Consider the following 22364-nt stretch of genomic DNA (forward strand, 5'->3'; position numbering starts at 1 on the left):
ATACATGATCGCTCACACTGTCTTTTCCTTATCTTTATATTTCCTTTTACTTAGCCCCAAGTCCCCCATCAACAGCCAGTATTTGTCCTGTGCAATAATTAGAAGCTGCAGAAGCAAAGTATAGAACAGCTCCTACTAAATCATTATCTTCGCCTAGTCTTCTTGCTGGAACTTGAGTAGCAAGAAAAGCACCAGCTTTTTGGACAAGTGTTCCAGGAATTTCGGGATTATTCATTCCTGTTTGGAAAATTCCAGGAGCAATGGAATTCACATTTACGCCATGGCGACCCCACTTGACGGCAAGATCCTTCGTTAGAGTCATCACTGCACCCTTGCTGGTTGTATATCCTACAGAGTCTACTACTTCCGGGTCCGTACCTTTACCTCCAATAATAGAAGAAATATTAATGATTTTTCCGTATTGGTTGTCGATCATATGGCTTCCTACCGCCTGACACATCAAGAATGTTCCGGTAACATTGGTATTGATCATGTCTTGCCATTGTTTTAATGTCATTTCGGTCGCCGGCGCTTCTGAAACCGTCCCGCTACTGTTGGTTAAAATTTCAATCTTTCCAAAATGCTCAATGGCCCTTTTCACACCTTTACGGACAGATTCAGGATCCGTGACATCTAATGCTATGGCAAATGCTTGTTTTCCTAAAGCTTCGATTTCTTTTACAACGTTCTCACAAATCTCTACACGACGCGAGCATACTACAATGTTTGCACCTGCTTCCGCCAACGCCAGCGCCATGAAACGCCCTAACCCGGTACCGCCTCCTGTAACAATTGCTGTCTGTCCAGTTAAATCAAACATTTTGTTAAATGACATATTAGATCTCCTCCTAGAAATGGTGTTTAGATACTTACTTTCTTGTCTGCTTTTATTGGAGTGTGACTTTGATTTGCGGGACGTACAACGACCCAAAAGAACAATCCGATAACGAACATAACCAATGAAGCTACTTGAAACCCATAACGATATCCGATTGCTTCAGTCGCTGCATATTGGATAATGAACCCGAATACGAGAGGAGCAATCATACTCCCTGTATTTGCGAGAGCAATATACATCCCTTGTGCTTTTCCGATGTTTTGGGCAGAAAAAAGTTCCATCAATACGGCTGGTCCAATTGAGAGAACGAGCATTCCTAAACCTGGAGCAAGGGTCAAGAACAGTATCGAGAGAGCACTCGAATTCACAACACTTCCAAGAAATATACAAAGTGCGGACAGCACCATCGACAAACCTGCAAGATTTACTCGTGCTTTACGAATATCTCTTGTCTTGCGATATAGCCTGTCTGATAGCATGGCAAATCCAATTTGACTAATAGCAGCGAAAAGAAAAGGTAGAGCCACGGCAAGTTTTAATAATTGACTATCAAAATGTTGAATTTTGGTAAAGTATACTGGATACCAAATCACTTGAATGGCCACTAAAAAATATGCACAAGCTCCACTCAATGCAACAAAGACGAAATTTTTAGAAAATAGATGCGGGAGAAATTGACGCCAAGAAAGTTTAGCGAGGTTTGATGAATGCTGCTCCTCTTGATCAAATGCAGGCAAACCAATTTCTTGTGGACTTTCTTTACCAAAAAACTGCCAAAAAACTACCCAAATCAGTCCTACGATACCCATGGCTATAAAAGCAGATCTCCATCCATATTGATCTGTCAAGGAGATTAATAGTGGCGAAGCAATCGCAGGTCCAATCATGGTTCCAAACAGAATAGCAGCATAGCCGATCCCATGTTTTTCTTTCGGGAACCATTTTCCCAACATAGCAGTTGCTACAGCGGCGGCTGGACCTTCGCCTGCTCCCAAGATGATTCTTGTCAACACCAAGAGAGACAGACTGGAAACAAAAGGTGTGGCAAATTGAACAGTCAACCATATCATCGACAGCCAAATAAACATTTTTTTCGTGTTTTTGGAATCAGCCATACCACCTAGTAAGATCGATGTTAGGGTGAAAAACAAATAAAAGGAGCTCCCCACAAGTCCCCATTGGGAAGGACTTAAATGTAACTCATTCATGACGGGGACGGAAACCAAACCTATGATAATTTTGTCAACTTGGTTGATCATACCGATAAGAACTAGAAACAACAATATAATCCAGGAGTATTTAGGAGTGTTGCGTATAATAATCCCCCCTAACATTTTACTTTTTAGGGAACGCCTTCTCTTGAAATCTGAAAAGGCACTCCCTCTCACATGAATCCATTGGTGTTCCAAATTCAAGCCCATTTACCTCAGGTTTTCTACACTACCGTTTAGCTTTTTTTTCACGTACAGGAATACCACCGCTAAACACATCGAATTCTTGGGCAACTTCTCGACCATTTGGCATCATGAGCCACAACCTTAATAAATGACGTCTGCGTTCCTCTTCTTCATAATCTTCAAATACAGTCCTTGAATGAAGTACGGTGTAATTGTTGACGAATTGCATATCACCCGGTTCCATCATCATATCAATCTGCAAGTTTCCATCATGAAGGAGGGAATCCATTACATCAAATGCTTCAATTTCCATTTTCGACAGTTTGATACCTGTTTTCTCTTGTGCAGATTCAACATAATAACGCATAAATCTACAGCTCAATTTACCATCGTAATAACTAAAGATCGGTGATGAAAATACGGGAGATTCACCTTGTGCTTGTTCCCCGCGAAGATCATGGAAGAGAGGGCGATAGAGGATTCCAAGATACTCTGGGTACTTCTCCAGTATTTCATTATAAAGAGCCATTGCACTCGCCAGACTGCTTAAACCGCCAGATTTCGCTTTGCGAAGACAGAGTAACCCGACTACGTCCGTTAAATCTGTGTGATAAGGAAGATGTACATTCGTTTGGTAAGCACGTACACTTGTATTGGAAAAGTCGAGACCTCTGTCTTTGATATGTCCCAAGAGGTCGCCTTTTGCGTTTTGCGTTACCGGAATGCCCAAATTAAGCCCGAGACCATAGTAAATGATGCTCGCTTCTTCATCTGTATACCTTTCCATCGGCAATCCACGAATTAATAGAAACCCTTTCCCATTCTCCAGTTCGTCAATAAAGTAAGCGATTTCATCAGCGAGATCAGGAATCGGGAAATCCTCCTTGTTAATATCAGGTACTTGTAAACCCTTTTGCTTTACTTGAAATAAAGCGTTTTCAAGGGATGCGATCATTTTGTCGGACATATAATAAATCCATGAATCATCTTTCGTGAGATCACTCCCTTTCCAAGCTACTGAACCTTGAATTTTTTCCTTTAGAATGGATCCCATAAAAATTCCTCCTCAAATAATATAGCTGGTTTTACCTTCAGTCAGTTCTCTTAATTCTCTGCGTAAAATTTTCCCTGCTGAATTCTTCGGTAACTCCTTCAAAAATTCTACATATTCTGGAAGTTTGTACTTCACCAGCTTTTCCTGACAGAATCGAATCATGTCATCCTTAGTAATCTGTTCATCCGAGACGACGACATAAGCTTTTATGCTTTCACCGTATTCTGCATCTGGTACTCCGATCACGGCCGCCTCTAAAATTGCAGGATGTTCATAAAGGACTTCCTCTACTTCACGGGGATATACATTGTACCCGCCAACGATAATCATGTCTTTCTTGCGATCAACAATGTAGATGTATCCTTCTTCATCCATTCTGGCTAGATCACCCGTATAAAACCAGCCATCCTTTAAAACAGCTGATGTAGCTTCCGGCATGCTCAAGTATCCCTTCATGACATTTGGGCCTTGGACAATTAATTCTCCGACTTCTCCTTTCGCCAATTCTTTTCCGTATTCATCTACCACTTTGCTCTTGACACCAGGAATATCCAGACCGATAGAACCTGGCTTGCGTGTTCCCTTTAAAGGATTAAAAGCGACGACAGGAGCAGTTTCGGAAAGGCCATACCCTTCCAAGATAAACACGTTAAACTTGTTTTGAAATTTTTGCAGCACCTCAACTGGAATGGAGGCACCTCCAGAGATGCACAAGCGAATGGATGATAGATCTTCCGCAGTTGCTTCAGGCAATTGATAGATAAAATTGTACATCGTGGGAACTCCTGCAAACACAGTTCCCTTTTTTTCTCGGATGGTGCTGACCACATCGAGAGGGCTGAATCTAGGCACGATAAGGACAGTTGCCCCGCAAGCAATTGGCGCATTCAGACAAACGGTCATACTAAAAACATGAAACATCGGCAGAACTGCTACGACGCGATCTCCCTCAAACATTTCCAGTAATTTAAAAACGGAGTCTGCATTCGAAGCCAGGTTTCGATGAGATAACATCACACCCTTTGGTTTACCGGTTGTTCCTGATGTGTATAGAATGACGGCAAGGTCTTCCTGATCAATGAGAGGACTTTCACAAACATAATTGCCTGTTTCCATCAGATGCTCCCAAGTCCATTCCTGATCCTTTGCATCTGTATAAATGACGAGTTTTAGATTTTCCAATTGTCCCTTTATTTCTGATAACTTCGGTTCTACGGATATATGAGCAATGACCGCTTTGGCTTGACTATTGTCTAAAATGTAGGTGATTTCCCCAGAGGTAAATAAAGGATTGATTGGAACAGCAAATGCACCGACACGTAAAATGCCGTAGTACGCGATGACAAATTCAGGGCTGTTTCCTAATACAAGAGCTACTCCATCACCTTTCCCGATTCCTTGGGCAGACAACCCGGCAGCGAAACGATCCACCTGCTGATTTAATTCTTTATAAGTAACACTTTTATCCCCATAGATATAAGCGTTACTATCCGGGAAATTACTTGCGCTTCTTTTCAAATTTCCATCTAAATGATAACTCATTACATAATACTCCCCCTTTACTCACAATTAGGTGTTTGTAAATAGTGATTATTATGACTTTTATGACTGTTTAGAAATCTTATTTTGATTATACTCATCAATTGCAATTAAATAAAATTAGAGTTTTTTACTTGCAAATAAGTATTACTAACATTGGAAAAGGAGTTAGGGTTCAACATTTTTAATCACTCAAGAGGGCATGGTGAAGTACCATATCCTTGATCAAACTCTCGTCACGTAAAACGGTGAATATATGAAACGTTCTGGCTGTATAACCATGATTGAAAGACAAAGGCTGTTCCCCTTTAATATTAGTAATACTTACTTGCAAGTAAAAAACTCTAATTTTATTTAATTATTTTTGACAAGTATAATCAAATGTATAAAAGAGTTAATATTCTCAAAAATCACTTTCTATTTTGGTCGCATAAAGTCTTGATTAAAACAGGAGGTATTGTATGGACTTAAAGTTATCTGGAAAAAAAGCACTCATTACAGGAGGAAGCCGGGGAATTGGTAAAGCGATTGCCCGACAGTTGGCTCTGGAAGGTGTAGATTGTACGATTTGTGCAAGAAACGAATCCGCATTAGAGATCGCTGCGGATGAATTAGCCCAAGAAACAAAAAGAAATATCTATCCGATCGTGGCAGATACTTCGAATCCTGACTCTATCCTACATTTAGTTGAACAATCGGCAGCTGCGATGGGTAGTATTGATATTCTCATCAACAGCGGAGCTCGTGTTGGGGGTGGAGAGCCAGAGGATTTTAACCGTATTAAAGATGAACTTATTTTGAAAGATTTTGAAGAAAAGTATATGGGCTATTTTCGTTGCATGCGAGCTGTCGCTCCATATATGATGAAAAACAATTGGGGGCGCATCGTTAATATAAGCGGTCTGGCTGCCAGAATAGGAGGCAATTATTTTAGTTCCGGTCCGCGTAATGCATCTGTTGTCCATTTAACAAAATCTGCATCAATGGAATTAGGAAAGCACGGAATTAACGTCAATGCTGTTTATCCAGCCGTTACCGTGACGGAGACGATTAAAGAGCGATTCCCTAATGAGGAGGATTTGCGCAAGGCAGTAGAAATGTATCCAATTGGCCGCTTGGTTACAGCGGAGGATATTGCTTATGTCGTTACCTTCCTGGCTTCACCTTTGTCGACATCGATTACTGGCGATGTCATTTCGGTAACTGGCGGCATAGGGAATACGGTTTTTTACTAATAGCTAGGACAAGTCAAAAATAAAAATATCTTCTCTATTAAAAAACGAGCCTCTCTAAAATCTGAGGCTCGTTTAATTTTTATCCTTTAAGAAGCAGGTTTGCAATCACAACACGCTGAATTTCATTTGTTCCTTCATAGATTTGAGTGATCTTCGCATCGCGCATGAAACGCTCAACTGGATATTCACGAGTATAACCGTATCCGCCGAACACTTGAACAGCTTCAACGGTCACTTCCATGGCAATATCTCCAGCAAAAAGCTTAGACATCGCAGACTGAAGTCCGTAAGAGATTCCTTGATTTTCTCGCCAGGCTGCCTGATATGTCAGCAAGCGAGCAGCTTCAATCTTAGTCGCCATATCAGCAAGCTTAAATTGGATTGCTTGTAGCGTAGAGATCGGCTGGCCGAACTGTACGCGCTCCTTGGAGTAGGCTAAAGCGTGATCGAATGCCCCTTGCGCAATCCCTACAGCTTGAGCTGCAATGCCGTTTCTTCCCCCGTCGAGCGTCATCATAGCAATCTTAAACCCTTCGCCAATAGAGCCTAGCATATTCTCTTTTGGCACGCGGCATCCTTCAAAAATAATTTCATTTGTTGCCGAAGAACGAATCCCTAACTTCTTCTCTTTCTTACCAATCTTTACACCGGGGAATGTTTTTTCTATTATAAATGCAGCGATTCCTTTATGTCTTAACTCAGGATTAGTCTGAGCAAAAACGATAAAGACATCCGCATATTCTCCGTTAGTAATAAATATCTTACTCCCGTTAATCACCCACTCATTCCCTTGTAAAACAGCAGTTGTCCTCATATTCGCGGAATCGGAACCGGATCCCGGTTCAGTTAAGCAGTAGGCACCCATCCATTGTCCTTTTGCCATCGCCCGAAGATATTTTTGCTTTTGTTCTTCCGTCCCAAATTTATATACTGGCCAGCTGGCAAGTGATGTGTGCGCACTTAGCGTTACGCCTACAGAAGCATCGATACGAGAAAGCTCTTCAATCGCGATCACATAACTTAAGTAATCGGCTCCAGCTCCACCATATTCTTCACCCCAAGGGATTCCTAACAAACCTATTTCCCCCATCTTTTGCCATATCGACATATCCCAACGCTCTTCTTCATCACGGTCTCCTGCTGTTGGTTCACACTCATTTCTAGCAAACTCACGTACCATCTTCTGCATCATTAAATGTTCATCCGATAAAATAAAATTCATAAATTCTCTCTCCCTTTCGAGTTCATAGTCTCATTCTGCTTCTACTTCCTCATGAGAAGTATCCGTAGTTAATTCACTACAATTCCAGCAGTAACTTCTTATCCTTTCCCAAATGAAGAGGGGCTCGTTACAATAAATACAAATGTCAATTTTCGCCATGGAAGGTACCCTCCTTTAGAATTGAAATCCTCACGACATGTCGTTACATGCATTCCTTTGGCATAAGACGGCTATTCTCTTTCGCTAAAACGGAAAGAAATAATAGAGAAAGGAGTGGAAATGAAGCTCTCGCCACTAAAGTCAAGAGATTCCAAAGCTGAGCGCTCCTGCGAGCGAAGATCAGCAGGCTATCCTGTAGTTCGTAAGGTTACATATGAAAGTGTTTTGGACGTCCTTTGACTTAGCTCCAAATCCCCCATCAACAGCCAATATTTGTCCTAGGAACATAAGCATATGATTGATTTTTTTCTATAAAATGGACCGTAAAAATAATCCTGTTTTCCATTCCAATTCGTTCATTTCTTGCATACGCCAAATCTTGGTTACCCTGCGCTGAAAAGGTTAAGGTTGTAAATGAATAATTGTACCTTGATGGAAAAACAATTGCCATCTTCCATTTCTCATTTTCCAAATAGAACTACGCAAAGTATGTCGATTTCTTGTTTCATCAATTATTTGATAAGTAGCCAGTACCGCATCGTCAGCCAAAGTATGCATCTCAAAATTATGGAGAGTCATTTTAAAGACACCACCGGCTCCAACAGCTGCTATGCAATCACTTTTCAAAAGTATATGACCCATACTTCCAAATTCACGAAAATCATTTGCAAGCAGTTTATTTAATTCCTCAGGAGATGAGCGAACTTCCGGTCTTAACAATTGTTCCTCAAGTCCTCTAATGTGTTGTTTTAGATCTTTATCCATAATTTTCATCCCCAATCTAGTATTTTATTGTAAAGGTGATTAAACATTCACTTGTTCCCCTTCTTGTAGCGCTTTAAGACTCCGCTTTAAGGGACGCACAACGATCCAAAACAATAATCCAATAACCAACATGCCCAAAGAGGTTACTTGAAACGAATAATGATATCCAATTGCTTCAGTCGCAGCATTTTGGATGAGATAACCGAATACGAGTGGAGCAATAATACTTGCTGAACTTGAAAGAGCAATGAACGTCCCTTGTGCTTTTCCGATATTTTTGGGAGAAAAAAAATCCATCAATATGGCGGGTGCGAGTGAAAGGATGACATACGAAAGACCTGGGGCAATGGTAAAGAACAGTATCTTAAGATCAGTTGAATTCACGGCATTTGCCAGAAATATGCACACTGCGGATAGCACCATCATGAAACCCGCAAGATTGATTCGCGCTTTACGAATATCCCCTGTTTTACGATAAAGCCAATCTGATAGCATCGAAAAGCCAAGTTGGCAAATGGCAGCGAAAAGAAATGGTAAAGACACCGCTAGTTTTAATGTTGGGCCATTAAAATGTTGAATTTTGGAAAAGTATGCCGGAAACCATACCGCTTGAACGGACAGTAACCAATAGGCACAGCCTCCACACAAAACGGTAAAAACGAAATTTTTAGAAAAAAGATATGGGAGAAACTGACGCCAAGAAACCTTGGAGAGGGTTGATGAACGCTGCTCCTCTTGATCAAAGGAAGGCAACCCGATTTCTTGTGGACTTTCTTTACCCACAATTACCCAAAACCCTAGCACAATAAGCCCAAGAATACCCATAGCGATAAAAGCAGATCTCCACCCATATTGTTCGATCATGGAAATTAATAATGGGGAAGCAATCGCTGATCCCCCAGTTGTTCCTAACAGAACAGCGCCAAAACCTATACCATGTCTATGTTTTGGGAACCATTTTCCGATTATAGCCGTTGATAGTGCAGGTGCTGGACCTTCACCTGCTCCCAAGATTATTCTTGTCAACACTAAGACAGACAGACCGGAAACAAACGGTGTGGCAAATTGAACAGCCAACCAAATTAATGACAGCCAAGTTAACATTTTTTTTGTGTTTATTGAATCGGCCATTCCTCCAAGTACGATAGAGGAAAAGATAAAGAACCAAAAAAAAGAACTACCCACAAGTCCCCATTCGGAAGGACTTAATTGTAACTCCGTCATGAGGGGAACGGAAACTAAGCCAATGACAATTTTATCGACTTGGTTGATCATCCCGGAAAGAACTAGGAATAATAAGATGATCCAGGAATATTTTGGAGTTTTCGGCATAAGATCCCCCTTTTTTTACCATTAAGGGAACACCATTTCGTAATATCTGAAAAGGTACTCCCCATCACATGGCTCAGTTGGTGTTCTTATGAAACGGTCAATAAAGGTAAATCTTCAAGTTTTACGTTCAATTACTTCAAGTTTTCTACAATACCGCCGGCGGTTTTTTTACGTACAGGAATACCACCGCGACCCGGTTTACCTGTGTGCTCATCAATATACATCGCGAAATCTGATGCAATTTCCCGACCATTTGGCATCGTGAGCCACAATCTTAATAAATGACGTTTGCGTTCCGGTTCTTCATAGTCTTCGTACAGAGTACGTGAATGAAGCATTGTATAGTTATTGACGAATTGCATATCACCTGGTTCCATCATCATGTTATAATGCATATTTTCATCATGAAGAATGGAATCCAGCATGTCTAATGCTTCGATTTCAACTTTTGATAAATGAGTACCTGTTTTCACTTGTGCTGATTCAATAAATGTACGCACATATCTGCAGCTCAATTTACCATCGTAATAGCTAAAGATAGGTGAAGTAAATACGGGAGATTCACCCGGCGCTTCCTCTCCACGGCGATCAAAGATGAATGGACGATAGAGAATTCCGAGATACTCTGGGTATTTCTCCAGAATTTCGTTATAAACAGCCATCGAACTTATGATACTGCTAAAACCGCCAGATTTCGCTTTTCGAAGACTTAATAATCCGACGACGTCAGATCCATCTGCGTGAAAGGGAAGATGTAATTTCGTTTGGTAACCACGTACATTTGGATTTTCTAAACTGAGACCTTGATCTATGACGTGCCCTAAAACATCACCTCTTGCATTTTGCGTTACCGGAATGCCCATATGAAGTCCAAGCCCCCAGTAAATGATGCTTGCTTCTTCATCCGTATACCTTTCGATCGGTAAACCACGAATTAATAGAAACCCCCTACCGTTCTCCAACTCGTCAACAAAGTAAGTAACTTCGTCAGAGAGATCCTGAATCGGGAAGTCTTCCTTGTTAAAATCAGGTGCTTGCAAACCCTTTTGCTTCACATGAAATAAAGCGTTTTCAAGAGCTTCAATCGTTTTTTCGGACAAATAATAGATCCATGAATCATCTTGTGCTAGATCAGTCCCTTTCCACGCTACTGCTCCTTGAATTTTTTCCTTTATAATGGATCCCATAAATACTCCTCCTTCAATAGTGTGGTTGGCTTCTTTAAATATCGATTATTGTGATTTTTATGAGTGTTTCGAAAACTTATCTTGATTATACTGATAAATTGTATTTAAATAAAATTATAGATTTTTACTTGCAAATAAGTATTTCTAATATTGAATAAAGAGGGAATGACTGTGAACCTTGAGCAATTACAATATATTGTTGAAGTCGCAAGACACGGCTCTCTGTCTATAGCAGCACAGAATCTTCATGTGACCCAATCCGGTGTTAGCCAGTCCATTACCAACTTAGAAAAGGAGTTGGGGCTTAAAATTTTTAATCGGTCACGGGGACACGGAGCAGTGCCAACCGATGAAGGCAGAATCATTCTGAAACAAGCCTACGAAGTGCTTAGGAAGCTTGAGGAAATAAAAGAAACAGCTAACTCATACAACTCCACGGAAGTGGGGGAACTAAAAGTTTCTTCTGCACCTGGGATGACGACGCTTCTGGTAAAAGCTATTGCTGCTTTTAGACATGATTATCCTCACGTAAATGTGGAAGTTGCCGAAAAATGGGCCCCTACTGTGATTGAAGATGTTCGTCAGCATAAGACCGACATTGGATTGATTACGTATTCAACTAATTGGAACATAAACTTGGAAGGAATCGCTTTTGAAGCCCTGCTTGAAGGGAGACCGAAAGTATACGTTTCTAAGCACTCTCCATTAGCATTTCTTAGCACCATAACTCCGCATGAGTTACTAGATCAAACTTTGGTCACATTTAACAGTGAATCAATGCAGTGTTTTGTTCAAGATTTCTTTAACAAGTACAAACCCTTGAGAATTTTATTTACAGCAAATAACATGGAAGGAGTTCTCCAGGCGATCATTGATGGTTTGGCTTTTACATTTGCTCCTGATTTCCAAATGAAAAACTATCACCCTGTCATAAAGGGTGATATCATTGCTATTGATTTGGTGAATCATGGGCCTGTCAATATTTCTGTCGGGTTGGTTAAATCAGAGGTGAAACATTTATCAACTTTTGCCAACAAGTATATTCATTATTTAAAATCTGAAATCATTAAGAGTTAAGACGTAACATAAAAGAGAAGCACCTCCGTACGATTACGGCAGCGGCTTCTCTTTTTCATGTCTACCATTTAAAATTTGGTTACATCTGTAGATTCAATTCCTTCGGCTGCACAGTAGTCATGGTATCTTTTCAGGAATGATTCCCAATTATCTCTCGCAATAATTTCGCCATTCTCACCCAAATAGTCCAATGTTCCTTCTACGATATTTAAGGTAATAACATCTTCATCCCCTAAGCCTTGCGGTGTATGTTTGGAGCCAGCAGGTTCATATACGATATCACCAGTTCTGGAGATCCAATCATCCTCAAGATACCTCCAGGATCCCTGGATGGTATACACAATGACTGTACCAGAATGAAAATGAGCAGGAAGTTGCATACCAGGGGGAACTTTTAATATGGTAAGATTTTGTCCTGTCACCGGGTTGGCCTTAAGCAGCTTAAATTTCGCGTCTCCAAAATAAGGAATCCAAGGCAAATCGTCTGGATTAACATGATTAGCAGCCAATGCTGCTACATCTTTCGCATTACTCATTTATATCCCCTCTTCCCATGAAAGTTTTGACGCTAATCGCAAATTGTTTACGATTTCAAGTTTATCAAACAATTAACTATTGCGAATTAACTGACTTTATTTTACTTATAATTTTGCATCAAATAAAATTATTATTATTAATTTGTAATTAAGTTGGATTAATATGCACCACTGATAACCATAGATACATACATTCACCTCGTCCCTATGATGCATCGGGATGCTGCAGATGCTTTTGGGAAAGCATTTTGTATAGTGCTGTTGATCCAACGTTGTTCTTGGTTAAAAAAATCTCCAGCTTAAGTTATTTAAGTTTAAGACTGCCCCCAATAAATGAAACAGCGGTGACCTAAGACCAGAAAATAAAGTCTAAGACTCACCGCTGCTTTACTATGCTATCGAACGCGTTAGCTCAACTCACAATATCTAGTTAGACGGATTTTAGAAGTGTGTTTTGTCCTGCTGCTAGCCTCCAAACTTTCGTTTCCTTGACCATTACGTAGATAGCAATGCTTTCTTGCCCTCCGCCAATTCGTTTACCATCGGATGTTGTTGAATATTGACGGACATGAACAACAGCTACATTGGAATTAATGAACGAGATGCTGTCAACAGTATATTTGCTATAAGAATTACGTAAAGGACCTGTCAAGACGATTTTGTGCACTTTATTTATTTCATCCCAACCCGACAACTTTTCACCCATTACATTCACCCAAGTGGCGTTTTGTGTGAAATGGCTGTCTAACGCATCTGCATCGTGCCGATTAAACGCTGCCTCCATTTCATTAACTATATGTTTGATAAGCTCGCGATCATGCTCCAATGGTTCCTCTTCTTTGTATACCATAGAAATTCCTCCCTTTATTGCTTACTTCATTGTTAAATCTGATACTATAACATAATATCAATAATATCTAATACATAAATTTCATGAGTATCATGCTAAATTGTATATAAATGGAGGTAATCATGGATACTTCACATTTACATTACTTTCGTACTATCGCTAGAATTCAACATATGACCAAAGCAGCCGAAGAACTGCAAATTGCTCAACCCGCATTAAGCAAAATAATCGCTCGACTTGAGGAAGATCTTGGTGTCCCCCTCTTTGACCGACAGGGGAGAAATATTAGATTAAACACGTTTGGTAAAACGTTCCTTCGAAAGGTAGAAATTGCTTTAAACGCATTAGAAGATGGAAGGAAAGAAATTGAAGAACTTTCTGGGTTGTATTCGGGCAGTGTTCACTTAGCGGTTACGAGCGTCGAGCTCCTGTCTAGGCCACTTGCTGACTTTCTATCCCAATACCCGAATACCGATTTCCGAATAACCCAAGTTTCTATGATGGAACTGGAGCCTCTTCTTCTGAGTGGAGAAGTGGACATATGTCTCACAGCGTTACCTACGCAAAATGCTGGAGTGTGCTCCTCCCATGTCTTGGAGGAAGAAGTATACCTTGCTGTTTCTCCTAACCATCGATTCTCAGACCGACAGAGCATTTCTTTGGCAGAAGCTGCTACTGAAGCTTTCATTGGTTACAATGAGGGGCAATTTTATCAACCACTGAACGATATCTTTTTTGGAGAGGCTGGAATTCATCCTAAATATATTTGCAGGGTAAATGAGCCTTCTGCTATTGCGAGTCTTGTCCGGGCCGGCGTTGGTGTCGCTCTTGTAGGTGAGTGCGGACGAAGCTCTGACTCTCTACTCACTTTATTAAAGATTCATGACCACAGTATGAAACGTAATTATAAGTTCATTTGGCTTGAATCACGATATTTATCTGTAGCAGCTAGAAAATTCTTGGAGTTCGTAACGGAATTTTTCTGTAGGACAAATTAGTCATTCTCTATCTGTGAATCGACGAGATAATCTGATAGGCGCACCCAAAAAAGCCGATATTGCTGCGAGAGCAAATCGGCTGTTACGTCATTTATTGGCGGGACACCTTGACGAGCTCCCCTGTCAAAGCATCGATAAAGCTATAGCCATTCTTCCATTTGCGCTGATAGACCAACTGCGGTTCGGGAGCTCTTTGACCATCATACTGCTCCCACACGTAGACCAGTTCCAGGTCAATTTCTTGTTGGATCGTTTCTTTTGCTTCTGCTGCACTTACAATCTTCCTGGAATCTGGAAGGGTAATGCCCGGGTTGAGAGGGTGGAGGTTTAACTCGGTAATCGCACCCGTCGCCTTGTCTACACCCACCATATAAGACTCGTCAGATACTTCGATCCCGTTGCGTTTTCCGAGGAAAGTGAATGAATACGCTTTATCCTCTTCCTTCCCCAGCCTGTTCTTGTCTACCCACTCCGGAATATCTTCTTCAGGAGTCTCTACGATAAGCGATAGCTCCGTTAACGCCGGGTCAAGATAAGGTACGAGTGCTGCAATCGCTTTTTTCTTCGCTTCCTCTACACTGATTTTCTGCTCTGTTTTTCGTTCGTCTGGCAAATTCAGATCGAAGTCGATGAGCCGATCACTCTGTTCATCTGTCGTGAGGCTCACCAGCTCAAATGCAGGCGTACCTTTATTTGAATCGTTCATCCAACGATAGGATTCGATTGTCTGAAGTCCTTCTAAAAGATTGTCCTTGTGATCATCGTATTCAAAGGTCGCACCTGAAACATCAATACCAAACTGTGTTTTTAGCCATTTCTCTCCTTGTTCGCGGGAAGCTATTTTGATGCTTTTCCCTTCTCCTTTTACACGAACACCCTCCCCTGCCAGTTCGGCTTCTTCCCCTATGACTATGCCGTTTAGAGCATCGATCCAACCAATAGCATTCAGTTGATAAATAAGCATCGGTTTCTTTTTTGCCGGTTTTCCATTTTGAGCATAGGAAATCGGCTGCTCCGATACGTATACCAGGTCCATCTTAAGCTTGTCCTTATAGATTTTGCTTGCTTCCTCAAGTGTTATCGCTTTTTTCGGATCAGGCCAGTTCACTTTGCTAGGATCGATGAAATCATACGCTTCATAGCGAATAATATGGCCAGCATGATCAACGGATACGGAGATAGAGTTGTTGGACAGAGGGAGGTCATTGATGAGAGAGTGGTATTTCACGGTGGAGCGAGCCCATTCCAGCTTGTTGCCTTTCCCGTCACCTGACCCTGCTTTTCCTCTGCCGAGTTTTTGTTCGGCTTTCAGCTGTTTTGCTTCCGTACCGAATAAGTCCTCGATAAAAGTTGAAGCCTTGTCTCTGGCAAGCTTTTCTTCCGGATAATCGGCTGAAGCCCATGCTGGATTTTGGATATCCATGAAAAGCAGTCGGCCCGTATGCGCATCCAGCTCAAGGCTAACGGATGAGTATGCGTCATACTCTTCTTTTTCATCTGTTTTTGGCATGTTGGTGAAGTTCAAGCTCCAGATCGGTGACGGATAACCGCGAAAGCTGTCTTCCTCATGATATTTATCAATTAGACGATACCCTTTCAACTCTGGAATCGCCTCAAATAGCTTGTCCAGAGAATTCTGAACATCTTGGGAATAATCATTTTTTTGAGACTCTTCCTTTTTCACATCGCTTGCTGCTTGTACCGTTGGTTGATGGGTAGTCCATGCAGGTGCAGAGGCAAGTAAGCACGCCGCTATAACCGTCATCATGGATGGATTGAGTTTCATTGGGCACACCTCCAAATACTGTTCAGATTTGCGAATAAGTTCGGTTTGACCTTACCAATGGTAAGACGGAGGGGAAATTATTTGAGTCACATATTATTCTAATATTTCTGGATAATCCCATACCTTTATTGAAAAACACGCCCTCGTGTTAATCGACGAGGACGTGTTGATAACCACTCTATGTTATGAACATTACTTTAGATTTGTGTAGAAGGAAGAGATGCGATAGCCTGATCAGTCACTTCAGGAAAGCTGCCACCCTAGAATTGCGCAATGGCCTGAAGCAGTATTGCTGCTTTCATTTTATGCCTTTCGAGAAAGATCATCCCATTTTTTGGAGCACGTGTACGTGGTGAAAGTATTACGACATTGTCATATGAAATGAATGACATTCTTTGGGCATTGAGGACTGATATTTTCACGAAGGTCAGATCATTCACTACTGTTGAGAGCTATATTCCAATCAACTTGACGCATGGGACTGTGCCTAGAGGCGAGCAGCTTGGTGTAGAAACCTCGATTTTCTTTAGCAGTTTGGAAAGACGTATCCGGAATTAAAAAATCAATTCCTGCCACAAAACCGGCAATATATTCACTCCATCCGGAATACGCTTGTTGTGCCAGTCTTGCAGCACTCAACATATATTCCATTGCCTGATCCTTTTGCAAGTAACCCAGTTTCAAACCAGCTCTGGATAAAAGGACACACCAAGCATAGTCATGAGCAGCAATCCCCTCTGAAGGTAGACATCTCGAATAGTAATCGACAAGAATCAACTGAGATTTCGATTGATGGTCCTCGGGTAACGCTTGAATGTATGCCGTTCGTTCTGATTCGGAAAAAGTAAATAAGAAATGACGGAGACGATTGAATTCTTCCCTCTTCCCTTCCGATATGAGCCATTTTATTGTATCAATTAGTGCGGTCTTATCTGTAATCTGTTTTTCCTTAAGAAGAAATAGGCACGTTCGTCTACTTAAATTTTCATGATATAACGCATAATAGTAGGCTCCACTTTGGCTAAAGCAAACAGACGAAAGAGCTCGCAGAAATAATCTGTGACCCTTCTGATTATATGTAAGAACGGTGGGTGCCATCGGTTCCTCCTTATTAGAATCGGACCGTTTTGTAGGTTCTGACAAACAGTCGAAGCAAAAATGCATAGAGAACTAGTAACAATACGGAATAAATCACTGCTTTAACGGGAACTTCATTAGTGACATTATGTACAACAATTAGTTTATCGACAACAAATTCGGAATCTTTGTATTTGGATCCAAAGTCTGTAATCTGCAAAACTTCCCATACATAGTCAGGTAACTCTTGCGGCATTTTCACGATTGTTCCTGGCGAATCAATGAAATTACTTTTTTGTATCTGCACTGCTTGATTGGCATCTGAGACCAATAGAACGATTGATGAGTTATCAAGCTTAGCAACATAAAACCATCCTGTGGGGAGAATGCTTTTAGCCCAATTACGTTGCTTACTGTAGGAAGAATTATATCGAGTACTGATAGCACCGGTTTGGGCTTTTGCTTGATACTCTGTTATTCCTAGAAAATGAACACTGGGAAGCTTCATTTGGGCGATATCAGAATAATCCAGTTGATTCAGCACCTCAGTAGAAGATAGCTCTACAGGATGAATCATATTTTTTAGATAGGAGATAGGTGTTAATCCGGTATCATTGATGAAAGAATTAGATAACAAAACATGTAGAAAAAGAATGAAGGATAGAATGAATACGACACCTACTTTGGGCAACTGCATCCAAAACAGTTTCACACTGCCAAAAAAATTTGGCTTCCCAAGCTTTTTATACAATCTCTTTATGACTGATCTTCTGGTGAAAAAGGGCCTCCGCTTGGTCCGCTCCACCATCTCAGAACAGATATGTGCAAGGCTGGTTATGGCATCGATATCATTCGGAGAACTCTCCAATATCTTCAAGTAGTTCTCCTCTGCCATCTCTAACTCACCAAGTTGAATGAAGCATTTCCCCAACAGACGCAGGGTACCCATATTGGCAGGCATACGTGAGAGGATGTACAGACATTCGTCTTTTGCTTCTACGAATTGATGGGTTTCATACCATATCCGAGATCGAATCAGATACCAATCGATGTCATCTGGATAAATACGGATTCCGTGTTCCATTGCAGCAAGAGCAGACTCCTTTTCACCCATTCGAAGGAAGTATTCACCCTGTAGCCGAAGCAAGTCAGGATCATCTGAATACATCGCATATGCTTTATCGATCGATTGACCTGCCAGTTCCAGATTGTTTTCCTTGAGTGCCTGATATGCCGTCTCCCGCTTGTTCAGAAACACATCGTAGTCTAAATCGGCTACATGCTGTATAAAGGTATAACGAAGAGCAGGTTCATTCAATTGTCTACAATAAAAATGGTAAAACTCTTCGGTGAAATGCTCCATTCGATCATCCGGATCTTCTGTTGCTAGTTCACGCCAACGAAAACAGTATTCGATGGATTCCCAAACTCTTTTAGGGAGAAACCGATGTTCATGCAAGAAATCCAATAATGTTACTTCTACTGTTTCTTTGAGCCTTATATTCCAGACAATATCGTTATTTAAAAGCTTTGACCATTGTTCATGGCTGATACGGGAAGAGAAATCAGAATACACCTCTTCAACTTGTTCCATGAATTCAACTACTGGGTCAATCTCTTCTGGTCGGTCTATAGTTTCAACTGTTAGCTCGACCGTGTTGGGAGGATTGGGCCAGATATGGATGTTGTTTTCATCGCTGAACGACGGGCCAGTTTCTTTGATGGCTCCCTTTTTCGCAACCTTCAATGCATGGTCATATGCTTCTCTTAGCCTTTGATAGCCTTCCGGATCATCCTCTGGGTGGTGAACCTTCAGTTTTTGGGAGTAGGCTTTTTTAATCGATTGAATATCTTCTGTGGGTTCAATCCCCAGTACTTCCCACACACCCATTAGTAGTCGAACCACCCTTCTAAATGATCCAGTTGTTTTTTAAACGCTAAAGTTGTCTTTTTTATCAGTTGCTGATCTTGTGTGGCTAACACAGCTTCGAACTTTTCCAGTAAATATGCAATTTCTGTGCGTTTGTCCCCAAGGGATTCTTCATACATCCGTTCACCCCGAGCAAGTAACAGTCTATTTTCGGCCCTGTCACGCGGATGGATTTTGATATCTCTCAATTCGTTAGGACGAGCTTCGATCTCCTCAGGTGACAGGCTTCCAGTTTTTTTCTCGATAATCATTTTCTTTTTCAAGCCAGTACTGACTATAGTAACTTCAATCTCCATGATGAAGTCCATACGCGATCGCATCGGCAGTAGGTTCACTGATGAGCCTCTCTACTTTTAACCCGGCTAATTCGGCAGCACGCTTGGTTGCCTTTCGCTGCGGGTCATTAAAATAAGCCGCAACGCTAATCACCGCTTCCGTAACCTCATATCCAAAAAATGCTTTAGCATCTGCCTTCAAGGCTTTCAGGACGAAAGAGGAAAGCTCTTCAGGAGAAAATGAATACTGCCCCAACTTAAGCTGCTTTTCTGTACCCATATACCGTTTGAAGGCTGCTGCAGTTACATGGGGATGGGTAATGAGACGCTCTTTTGCAATTTGGCCGACCAGAATTTCACCATTGTCATCGATGCTTACAACAGATGAAGTAAGGTGTTCTCCCAACGCATTCGGTATTAGCTCGGGACCGTTATTTAGTAATTATATTCAATAGTATTTATAGTATTAAAAATCGATCAAAAATAAAAGGTTTAGAATATGGTTTCTGTCACTCTTCGAATTAGTCCAATGTCCCATTTCATCTTATGCCGTAACATATAGCCCATTGTTCCGCCTAAACAACCAAAATACAGAATCTTTACTTTCTCCAATTTCATCATTCTCGCACGAGTCTATAAACAATGGCTTACAATCCATCCTCGTATGTTGACAACCTCCGCTTTACCTTGAAGGACTTTAACGATATTCTGTTGGTTGCGAAAAAAATTGGAACCTATGACGGTGAGTATGCGTTTTACGATATGGAAGTCGCCAAGAGGATTTAGCTGAATTCATAAAGTCATTTTGAATTTTTAAAAATGGTGTATGTATGCGAATAAAATAAAAGAAGCCTGTTCCGTAAAAATAAAGTTGTAGACTGTAAAATAAAGTGTTAGACTGGCGGCCAGTCTTTTTAACTAACGGGCAGTTATTTTTCAATAGCTCTTGTTTTTATGCTTCAGACAATGGTAGAATATCATAGGAACATTTGTTTGTATTTTGTGTATTTTCCTACAGATAGGGGGAATAGGCGTGGTTGAAATCATTGAAAAAGAGCAATTTTCGATTATTGGAAAATTAGGAAAGGGGTTTGCTCCTGAAGCTCCCCAATGGATACCGCCATTATGGCAAGAAGCAAATCATAACTTTATTGTGATTAATAACCTCGCCATCCATCATCATGTGCAAGCGGTTCCCGTTTGTTTCGTTAAGGAGCCGACGCGTACATGATCCAATTGACGAACCGCCAAGCACGGCAATTTCTGTTATTGAAGCACGGGCTGTTGGGCGAATATCAATTTACCGGAAAGCAGGGCGTAATGGATTTTGTGCGGCAGGTCGGCTGTATTCAATATGATCCCATCGATGTTTGCGGAAAAAACGCCGAACTGGTTCTTCACTCGCGAATCAAAGGATTCACCAAGAATATGCTCGACGAGTTGCTGTATCAAGATAGATTGCTGATCGATTATCCCGACAAGAATCTGGCTATTATCCCTGTCGAGGACTGGCCGTATTTTGAGCGATACAGGCAAGCCGCCCGACAACATGCCAAGCGCTATCCGGAAATGGAGGTTTTGACAGCGCAAGTACGGACTCATATCCAAAATCACGGTACGCTAAGTTCGGATGAACTGAAATTGGATGGAGATTTCACTTGGCAATCGGTCATCCACTGGAGCAGCGGAAACAATACATCCCGATCGGTGCTAGAGCAGATGTACTCGACAGGCGAGTTGATTATCCATCATAAAAAAGGAACGCGTAAATATTACGATATTGCCGGGAAGTACATACAGCCAAAACTGCTGAATGCTCCGGAGCCGCTGGAGGACGAGCATGAGCATCACAAGTGGCGGGTACTACGTCGAATCGGCGCTGTTGGCCTTTTATGGAATCGCGCATCCGATGCCTGGCTGAATATATGGGGATTGAAAGCGGAGCAGCGCAACGAGGTTTTCCGCCAACTGATACACGAAGATCGCATTGTTGCTGTTACCGTAGAACAAATGAAGGATATGCTATACTGTCGCACGGAGGATTTGCCGCTTATTGAAGCCGTCCTGCAAAATCCGGCGCCGAAATTACGCTGCGAGCTGATTGCTCCGCTGGACAATTTGATATGGGACAGAAAGCTGATCAACGAATTGTTTGGCTTCAATTATACTTGGGAGATTTACACGCCTGCAATCAAACGGAAATTCGGCTATTATGTGCTGCCTCTATTGTATGGAGAGAGCTTCATCGGACGAGCCGAGGTAATCGTGGAACGAAAAGCCGGGACGCTCGTTGTTAAAAACATCTGGTACGAGAACGACATAAAGCCAACAAAGCAATTGCGAACAGCTTTGAACAATTGTTTTCAAAATCTTGCATTATTCAACGGATGCGAGACGATTTCGGCAGAGTCTATGAACTGATATTTCCAGTTCTTTGGTACCATTTGCCGAGAAGTTTCTGCGTAAAACGAAGTTGTACAGAACGATGAGAACAGAGCCTGAGGAAACAGTAAAAATGTCGAAAGGCGGTAATCATATAAATATCAACCGCCATCTGTAAATCGCTGTGATTGATGTATCAATTTCTTTTATAATTTGAACGCTAACGGAGAACGTTAATTGAATAACAAGCAAAACACCAGCGGTAGTCTAAGACTTTATTTTCTCCTGACAAAGCCTCCGGTAACCTGTCGCAAGCAAGTTTACCAGAGGCTTCTCTGTAACGGGGTGTTCCTTCTTACATCTCTACCTTCCGCTTCCTTCTCAATACATGGCGTTCCTTCGCTTTTTCATACTGTATGCGCTCTTCTTCTGTATCAGGAATGACACCAGGTACGCTCGTCGGCTTTCCTTGATCGTCGAGGGCAATCATCGTTAGATACGCGCGTGCTGTCATGCGTTTTTCTCCTGTCAACAAGTTCTCCGCTTCCACCCTCACGAATACTTCCATCGATGTCTTATGGGTCCAGGTGACATATGCCATGACTTTCCCGCCGAAAATGGTATGGTGGTGATTGGTATCCGGTGGTAAGACGAGATCAGTCAAAAAGGTTCTCGATTGTTGGATCGGTCGTGCTTCTGTCATCATTTGTGTGGCTCCTCTCATC

At 41.5% G+C, this 22364-nt stretch carries 21 protein-coding genes and 1 pseudogene; 6 read left to right on the forward strand and 16 right to left on the reverse strand.

From position 1 onward, the window contains the following. Positions 1–46: 46 nt before the first annotated feature. From ASG16_RS28635 to ASG16_RS28650, 4 genes are all read right to left on the reverse strand, one after another. Entirely contained in the window at positions 47–835 is a 789-nt protein-coding gene (locus tag ASG16_RS28635) for an SDR family NAD(P)-dependent oxidoreductase (protein WP_056487766.1), read from the reverse strand. A gap of 26 nt (positions 836–861) precedes the next feature. Beyond that, complete coding sequence (locus ASG16_RS28640; RefSeq protein WP_056487769.1) at positions 862–2172, reverse strand: MFS transporter; 1311 nt, start codon at positions 2170–2172, stop codon at positions 862–864. Between the two features lie 106 nt (positions 2173–2278). Then, a complete protein-coding gene (locus ASG16_RS28645) occupies positions 2279–3289 on the reverse strand; it encodes a TauD/TfdA family dioxygenase (protein WP_056487772.1) in 1011 nt (336 codons plus the stop codon). A gap of 12 nt (positions 3290–3301) precedes the next feature. Beyond that, positions 3302–4831, reverse strand: a complete 1530-nt coding sequence (locus ASG16_RS28650) for a long-chain-fatty-acid--CoA ligase (protein WP_056487775.1) — start codon at positions 4829–4831, stop codon at positions 3302–3304. 458 nt (positions 4832–5289) lie between these two features. On the opposite strand from ASG16_RS28650, the gene ASG16_RS28655 reads away from it, so the two are divergent. Continuing rightward, the gene (locus ASG16_RS28655; RefSeq protein WP_056487779.1) at positions 5290–6063 is read left to right on the forward strand and encodes an SDR family NAD(P)-dependent oxidoreductase; all 774 of its coding nucleotides are present in this window, start codon (positions 5290–5292) and stop codon (positions 6061–6063) included. Between the two features lie 79 nt (positions 6064–6142). Here the strand turns inward: ASG16_RS28655 and ASG16_RS28660 are convergent, their stop codons facing one another. The 4 genes from ASG16_RS28660 to ASG16_RS28675 all read right to left on the reverse strand — a co-directional run bounded on the left by ASG16_RS28660 (position 6143) and on the right by ASG16_RS28675 (position 10728). Beyond that, positions 6143–7285, reverse strand: coding sequence for an acyl-CoA dehydrogenase (locus ASG16_RS28660; RefSeq protein ID WP_056487782.1), 1143 nt, complete (start codon positions 7283–7285; stop codon positions 6143–6145). 561 nt (positions 7286–7846) lie between these two features. Then, on the reverse strand, positions 7847–8209 hold the full coding sequence (locus ASG16_RS28665; protein WP_056487784.1) for a nuclear transport factor 2 family protein: 363 nt from the start codon (positions 8207–8209) through the stop codon (positions 7847–7849). A gap of 39 nt (positions 8210–8248) precedes the next feature. Continuing rightward, positions 8249–9541 (reverse strand): MFS transporter, encoded by a 1293-nt coding sequence (locus tag ASG16_RS28670; protein ID WP_056487787.1) that lies wholly within the window; start codon positions 9539–9541, stop codon positions 8249–8251. A gap of 131 nt (positions 9542–9672) precedes the next feature. Next, the gene (locus ASG16_RS28675; protein ID WP_056487790.1) at positions 9673–10728 is read right to left on the reverse strand and encodes a TauD/TfdA family dioxygenase; all 1056 of its coding nucleotides are present in this window, start codon (positions 10726–10728) and stop codon (positions 9673–9675) included. A 165-nt stretch (positions 10729–10893) separates the two neighbouring features. On the opposite strand from ASG16_RS28675, the gene ASG16_RS28680 reads away from it, so the two are divergent. Next, the gene (locus ASG16_RS28680; protein WP_241970852.1) at positions 10894–11805 is read left to right on the forward strand and encodes a LysR family transcriptional regulator; all 912 of its coding nucleotides are present in this window, start codon (positions 10894–10896) and stop codon (positions 11803–11805) included. Between the two features lie 68 nt (positions 11806–11873). Here the strand turns inward: ASG16_RS28680 and ASG16_RS28685 are convergent, their stop codons facing one another. Together ASG16_RS28685 and ASG16_RS28690 are read right to left on the reverse strand one after the other, a co-directional pair. After that, on the reverse strand, positions 11874–12341 hold the full coding sequence (locus ASG16_RS28685) for a 2,4'-dihydroxyacetophenone dioxygenase family protein (RefSeq protein WP_056487795.1): 468 nt from the start codon (positions 12339–12341) through the stop codon (positions 11874–11876). A gap of 430 nt (positions 12342–12771) precedes the next feature. Continuing rightward, positions 12772–13197, reverse strand: coding sequence for an SgcJ/EcaC family oxidoreductase (locus ASG16_RS28690; RefSeq protein ID WP_056487798.1), 426 nt, complete (start codon positions 13195–13197; stop codon positions 12772–12774). A 116-nt stretch (positions 13198–13313) separates the two neighbouring features. Between ASG16_RS28690 and ASG16_RS28695 the strand changes: the two genes are divergently transcribed. Further along, positions 13314–14189 carry a LysR family transcriptional regulator gene (locus ASG16_RS28695; protein WP_056487800.1) on the forward strand — a complete coding sequence of 292 codons (876 nt, stop codon included), beginning with the start codon at positions 13314–13316 and terminating at the stop codon, positions 14187–14189. Positions 14190–14280: 91 nt separating this feature from the next. Here the strand turns inward: ASG16_RS28695 and ASG16_RS28700 are convergent, their stop codons facing one another. From ASG16_RS28700 to ASG16_RS31720, 5 genes and pseudogenes are all read right to left on the reverse strand, one after another. Next, the gene (locus tag ASG16_RS28700; RefSeq protein WP_056487805.1) at positions 14281–15975 is read right to left on the reverse strand and encodes a YcdB/YcdC domain-containing protein; all 1695 of its coding nucleotides are present in this window, start codon (positions 15973–15975) and stop codon (positions 14281–14283) included. 432 nt (positions 15976–16407) lie between these two features. Beyond that, positions 16408–17073, reverse strand: coding sequence for a DUF1266 domain-containing protein (locus tag ASG16_RS28705; protein ID WP_056487808.1), 666 nt, complete (start codon positions 17071–17073; stop codon positions 16408–16410). A 13-nt stretch (positions 17074–17086) separates the two neighbouring features. Beyond that, positions 17087–18943 carry a J domain-containing protein gene (locus ASG16_RS28710; protein ID WP_056487810.1) on the reverse strand — a complete coding sequence of 619 codons (1857 nt, stop codon included), beginning with the start codon at positions 18941–18943 and terminating at the stop codon, positions 17087–17089. Further along, positions 18943–19278, reverse strand: a complete 336-nt coding sequence (locus ASG16_RS31715; protein WP_370444423.1) for a hypothetical protein — start codon at positions 19276–19278, stop codon at positions 18943–18945. The genes ASG16_RS28710 and ASG16_RS31715 overlap by 1 nt, the downstream gene beginning before the upstream one ends. 1 nt (position 19279) lies before the next feature. Next, positions 19280–19690, reverse strand: a pseudogene (locus ASG16_RS31720) (Hsp70 family protein); the annotation flags it as partial. Positions 19691–19899: 209 nt separating this feature from the next. On the opposite strand from ASG16_RS31720, the gene ASG16_RS30750 reads away from it, so the two are divergent. The 3 genes from ASG16_RS30750 (at position 19900) to ASG16_RS28725 (ending at position 21678) form a co-directional block, all read left to right on the forward strand. Next, positions 19900–20043, forward strand: a complete 144-nt coding sequence (locus ASG16_RS30750; protein ID WP_157966788.1) for a hypothetical protein — start codon at positions 19900–19902, stop codon at positions 20041–20043. 247 nt (positions 20044–20290) lie between these two features. Further along, complete coding sequence (locus ASG16_RS28720) at positions 20291–20488, forward strand: hypothetical protein (RefSeq protein ID WP_056487819.1); 198 nt, start codon at positions 20291–20293, stop codon at positions 20486–20488. Beyond that, on the forward strand, positions 20485–21678 hold the full coding sequence (locus ASG16_RS28725) for a winged helix-turn-helix domain-containing protein (protein ID WP_056487823.1): 1194 nt from the start codon (positions 20485–20487) through the stop codon (positions 21676–21678). Before ASG16_RS28720 ends, ASG16_RS28725 begins: the two co-directional genes overlap by 4 nt. A 316-nt stretch (positions 21679–21994) precedes the next feature. On the opposite strand, the gene ASG16_RS28730 is transcribed toward ASG16_RS28725, so the two are convergent. After that, positions 21995–22363 (reverse strand): acyl-CoA thioesterase, encoded by a 369-nt coding sequence (locus ASG16_RS28730; protein ID WP_056487826.1) that lies wholly within the window; start codon positions 22361–22363, stop codon positions 21995–21997. Position 22364 lies beyond the last annotated feature (1 nt).

The sequence above is a fragment of the Brevibacillus sp. Leaf182 genome (assembly GCF_001423865.2).
Taxonomy (GTDB): Bacteria; Bacillota; Bacilli; order Brevibacillales; family Brevibacillaceae; genus Brevibacillus; species Brevibacillus brevis_C.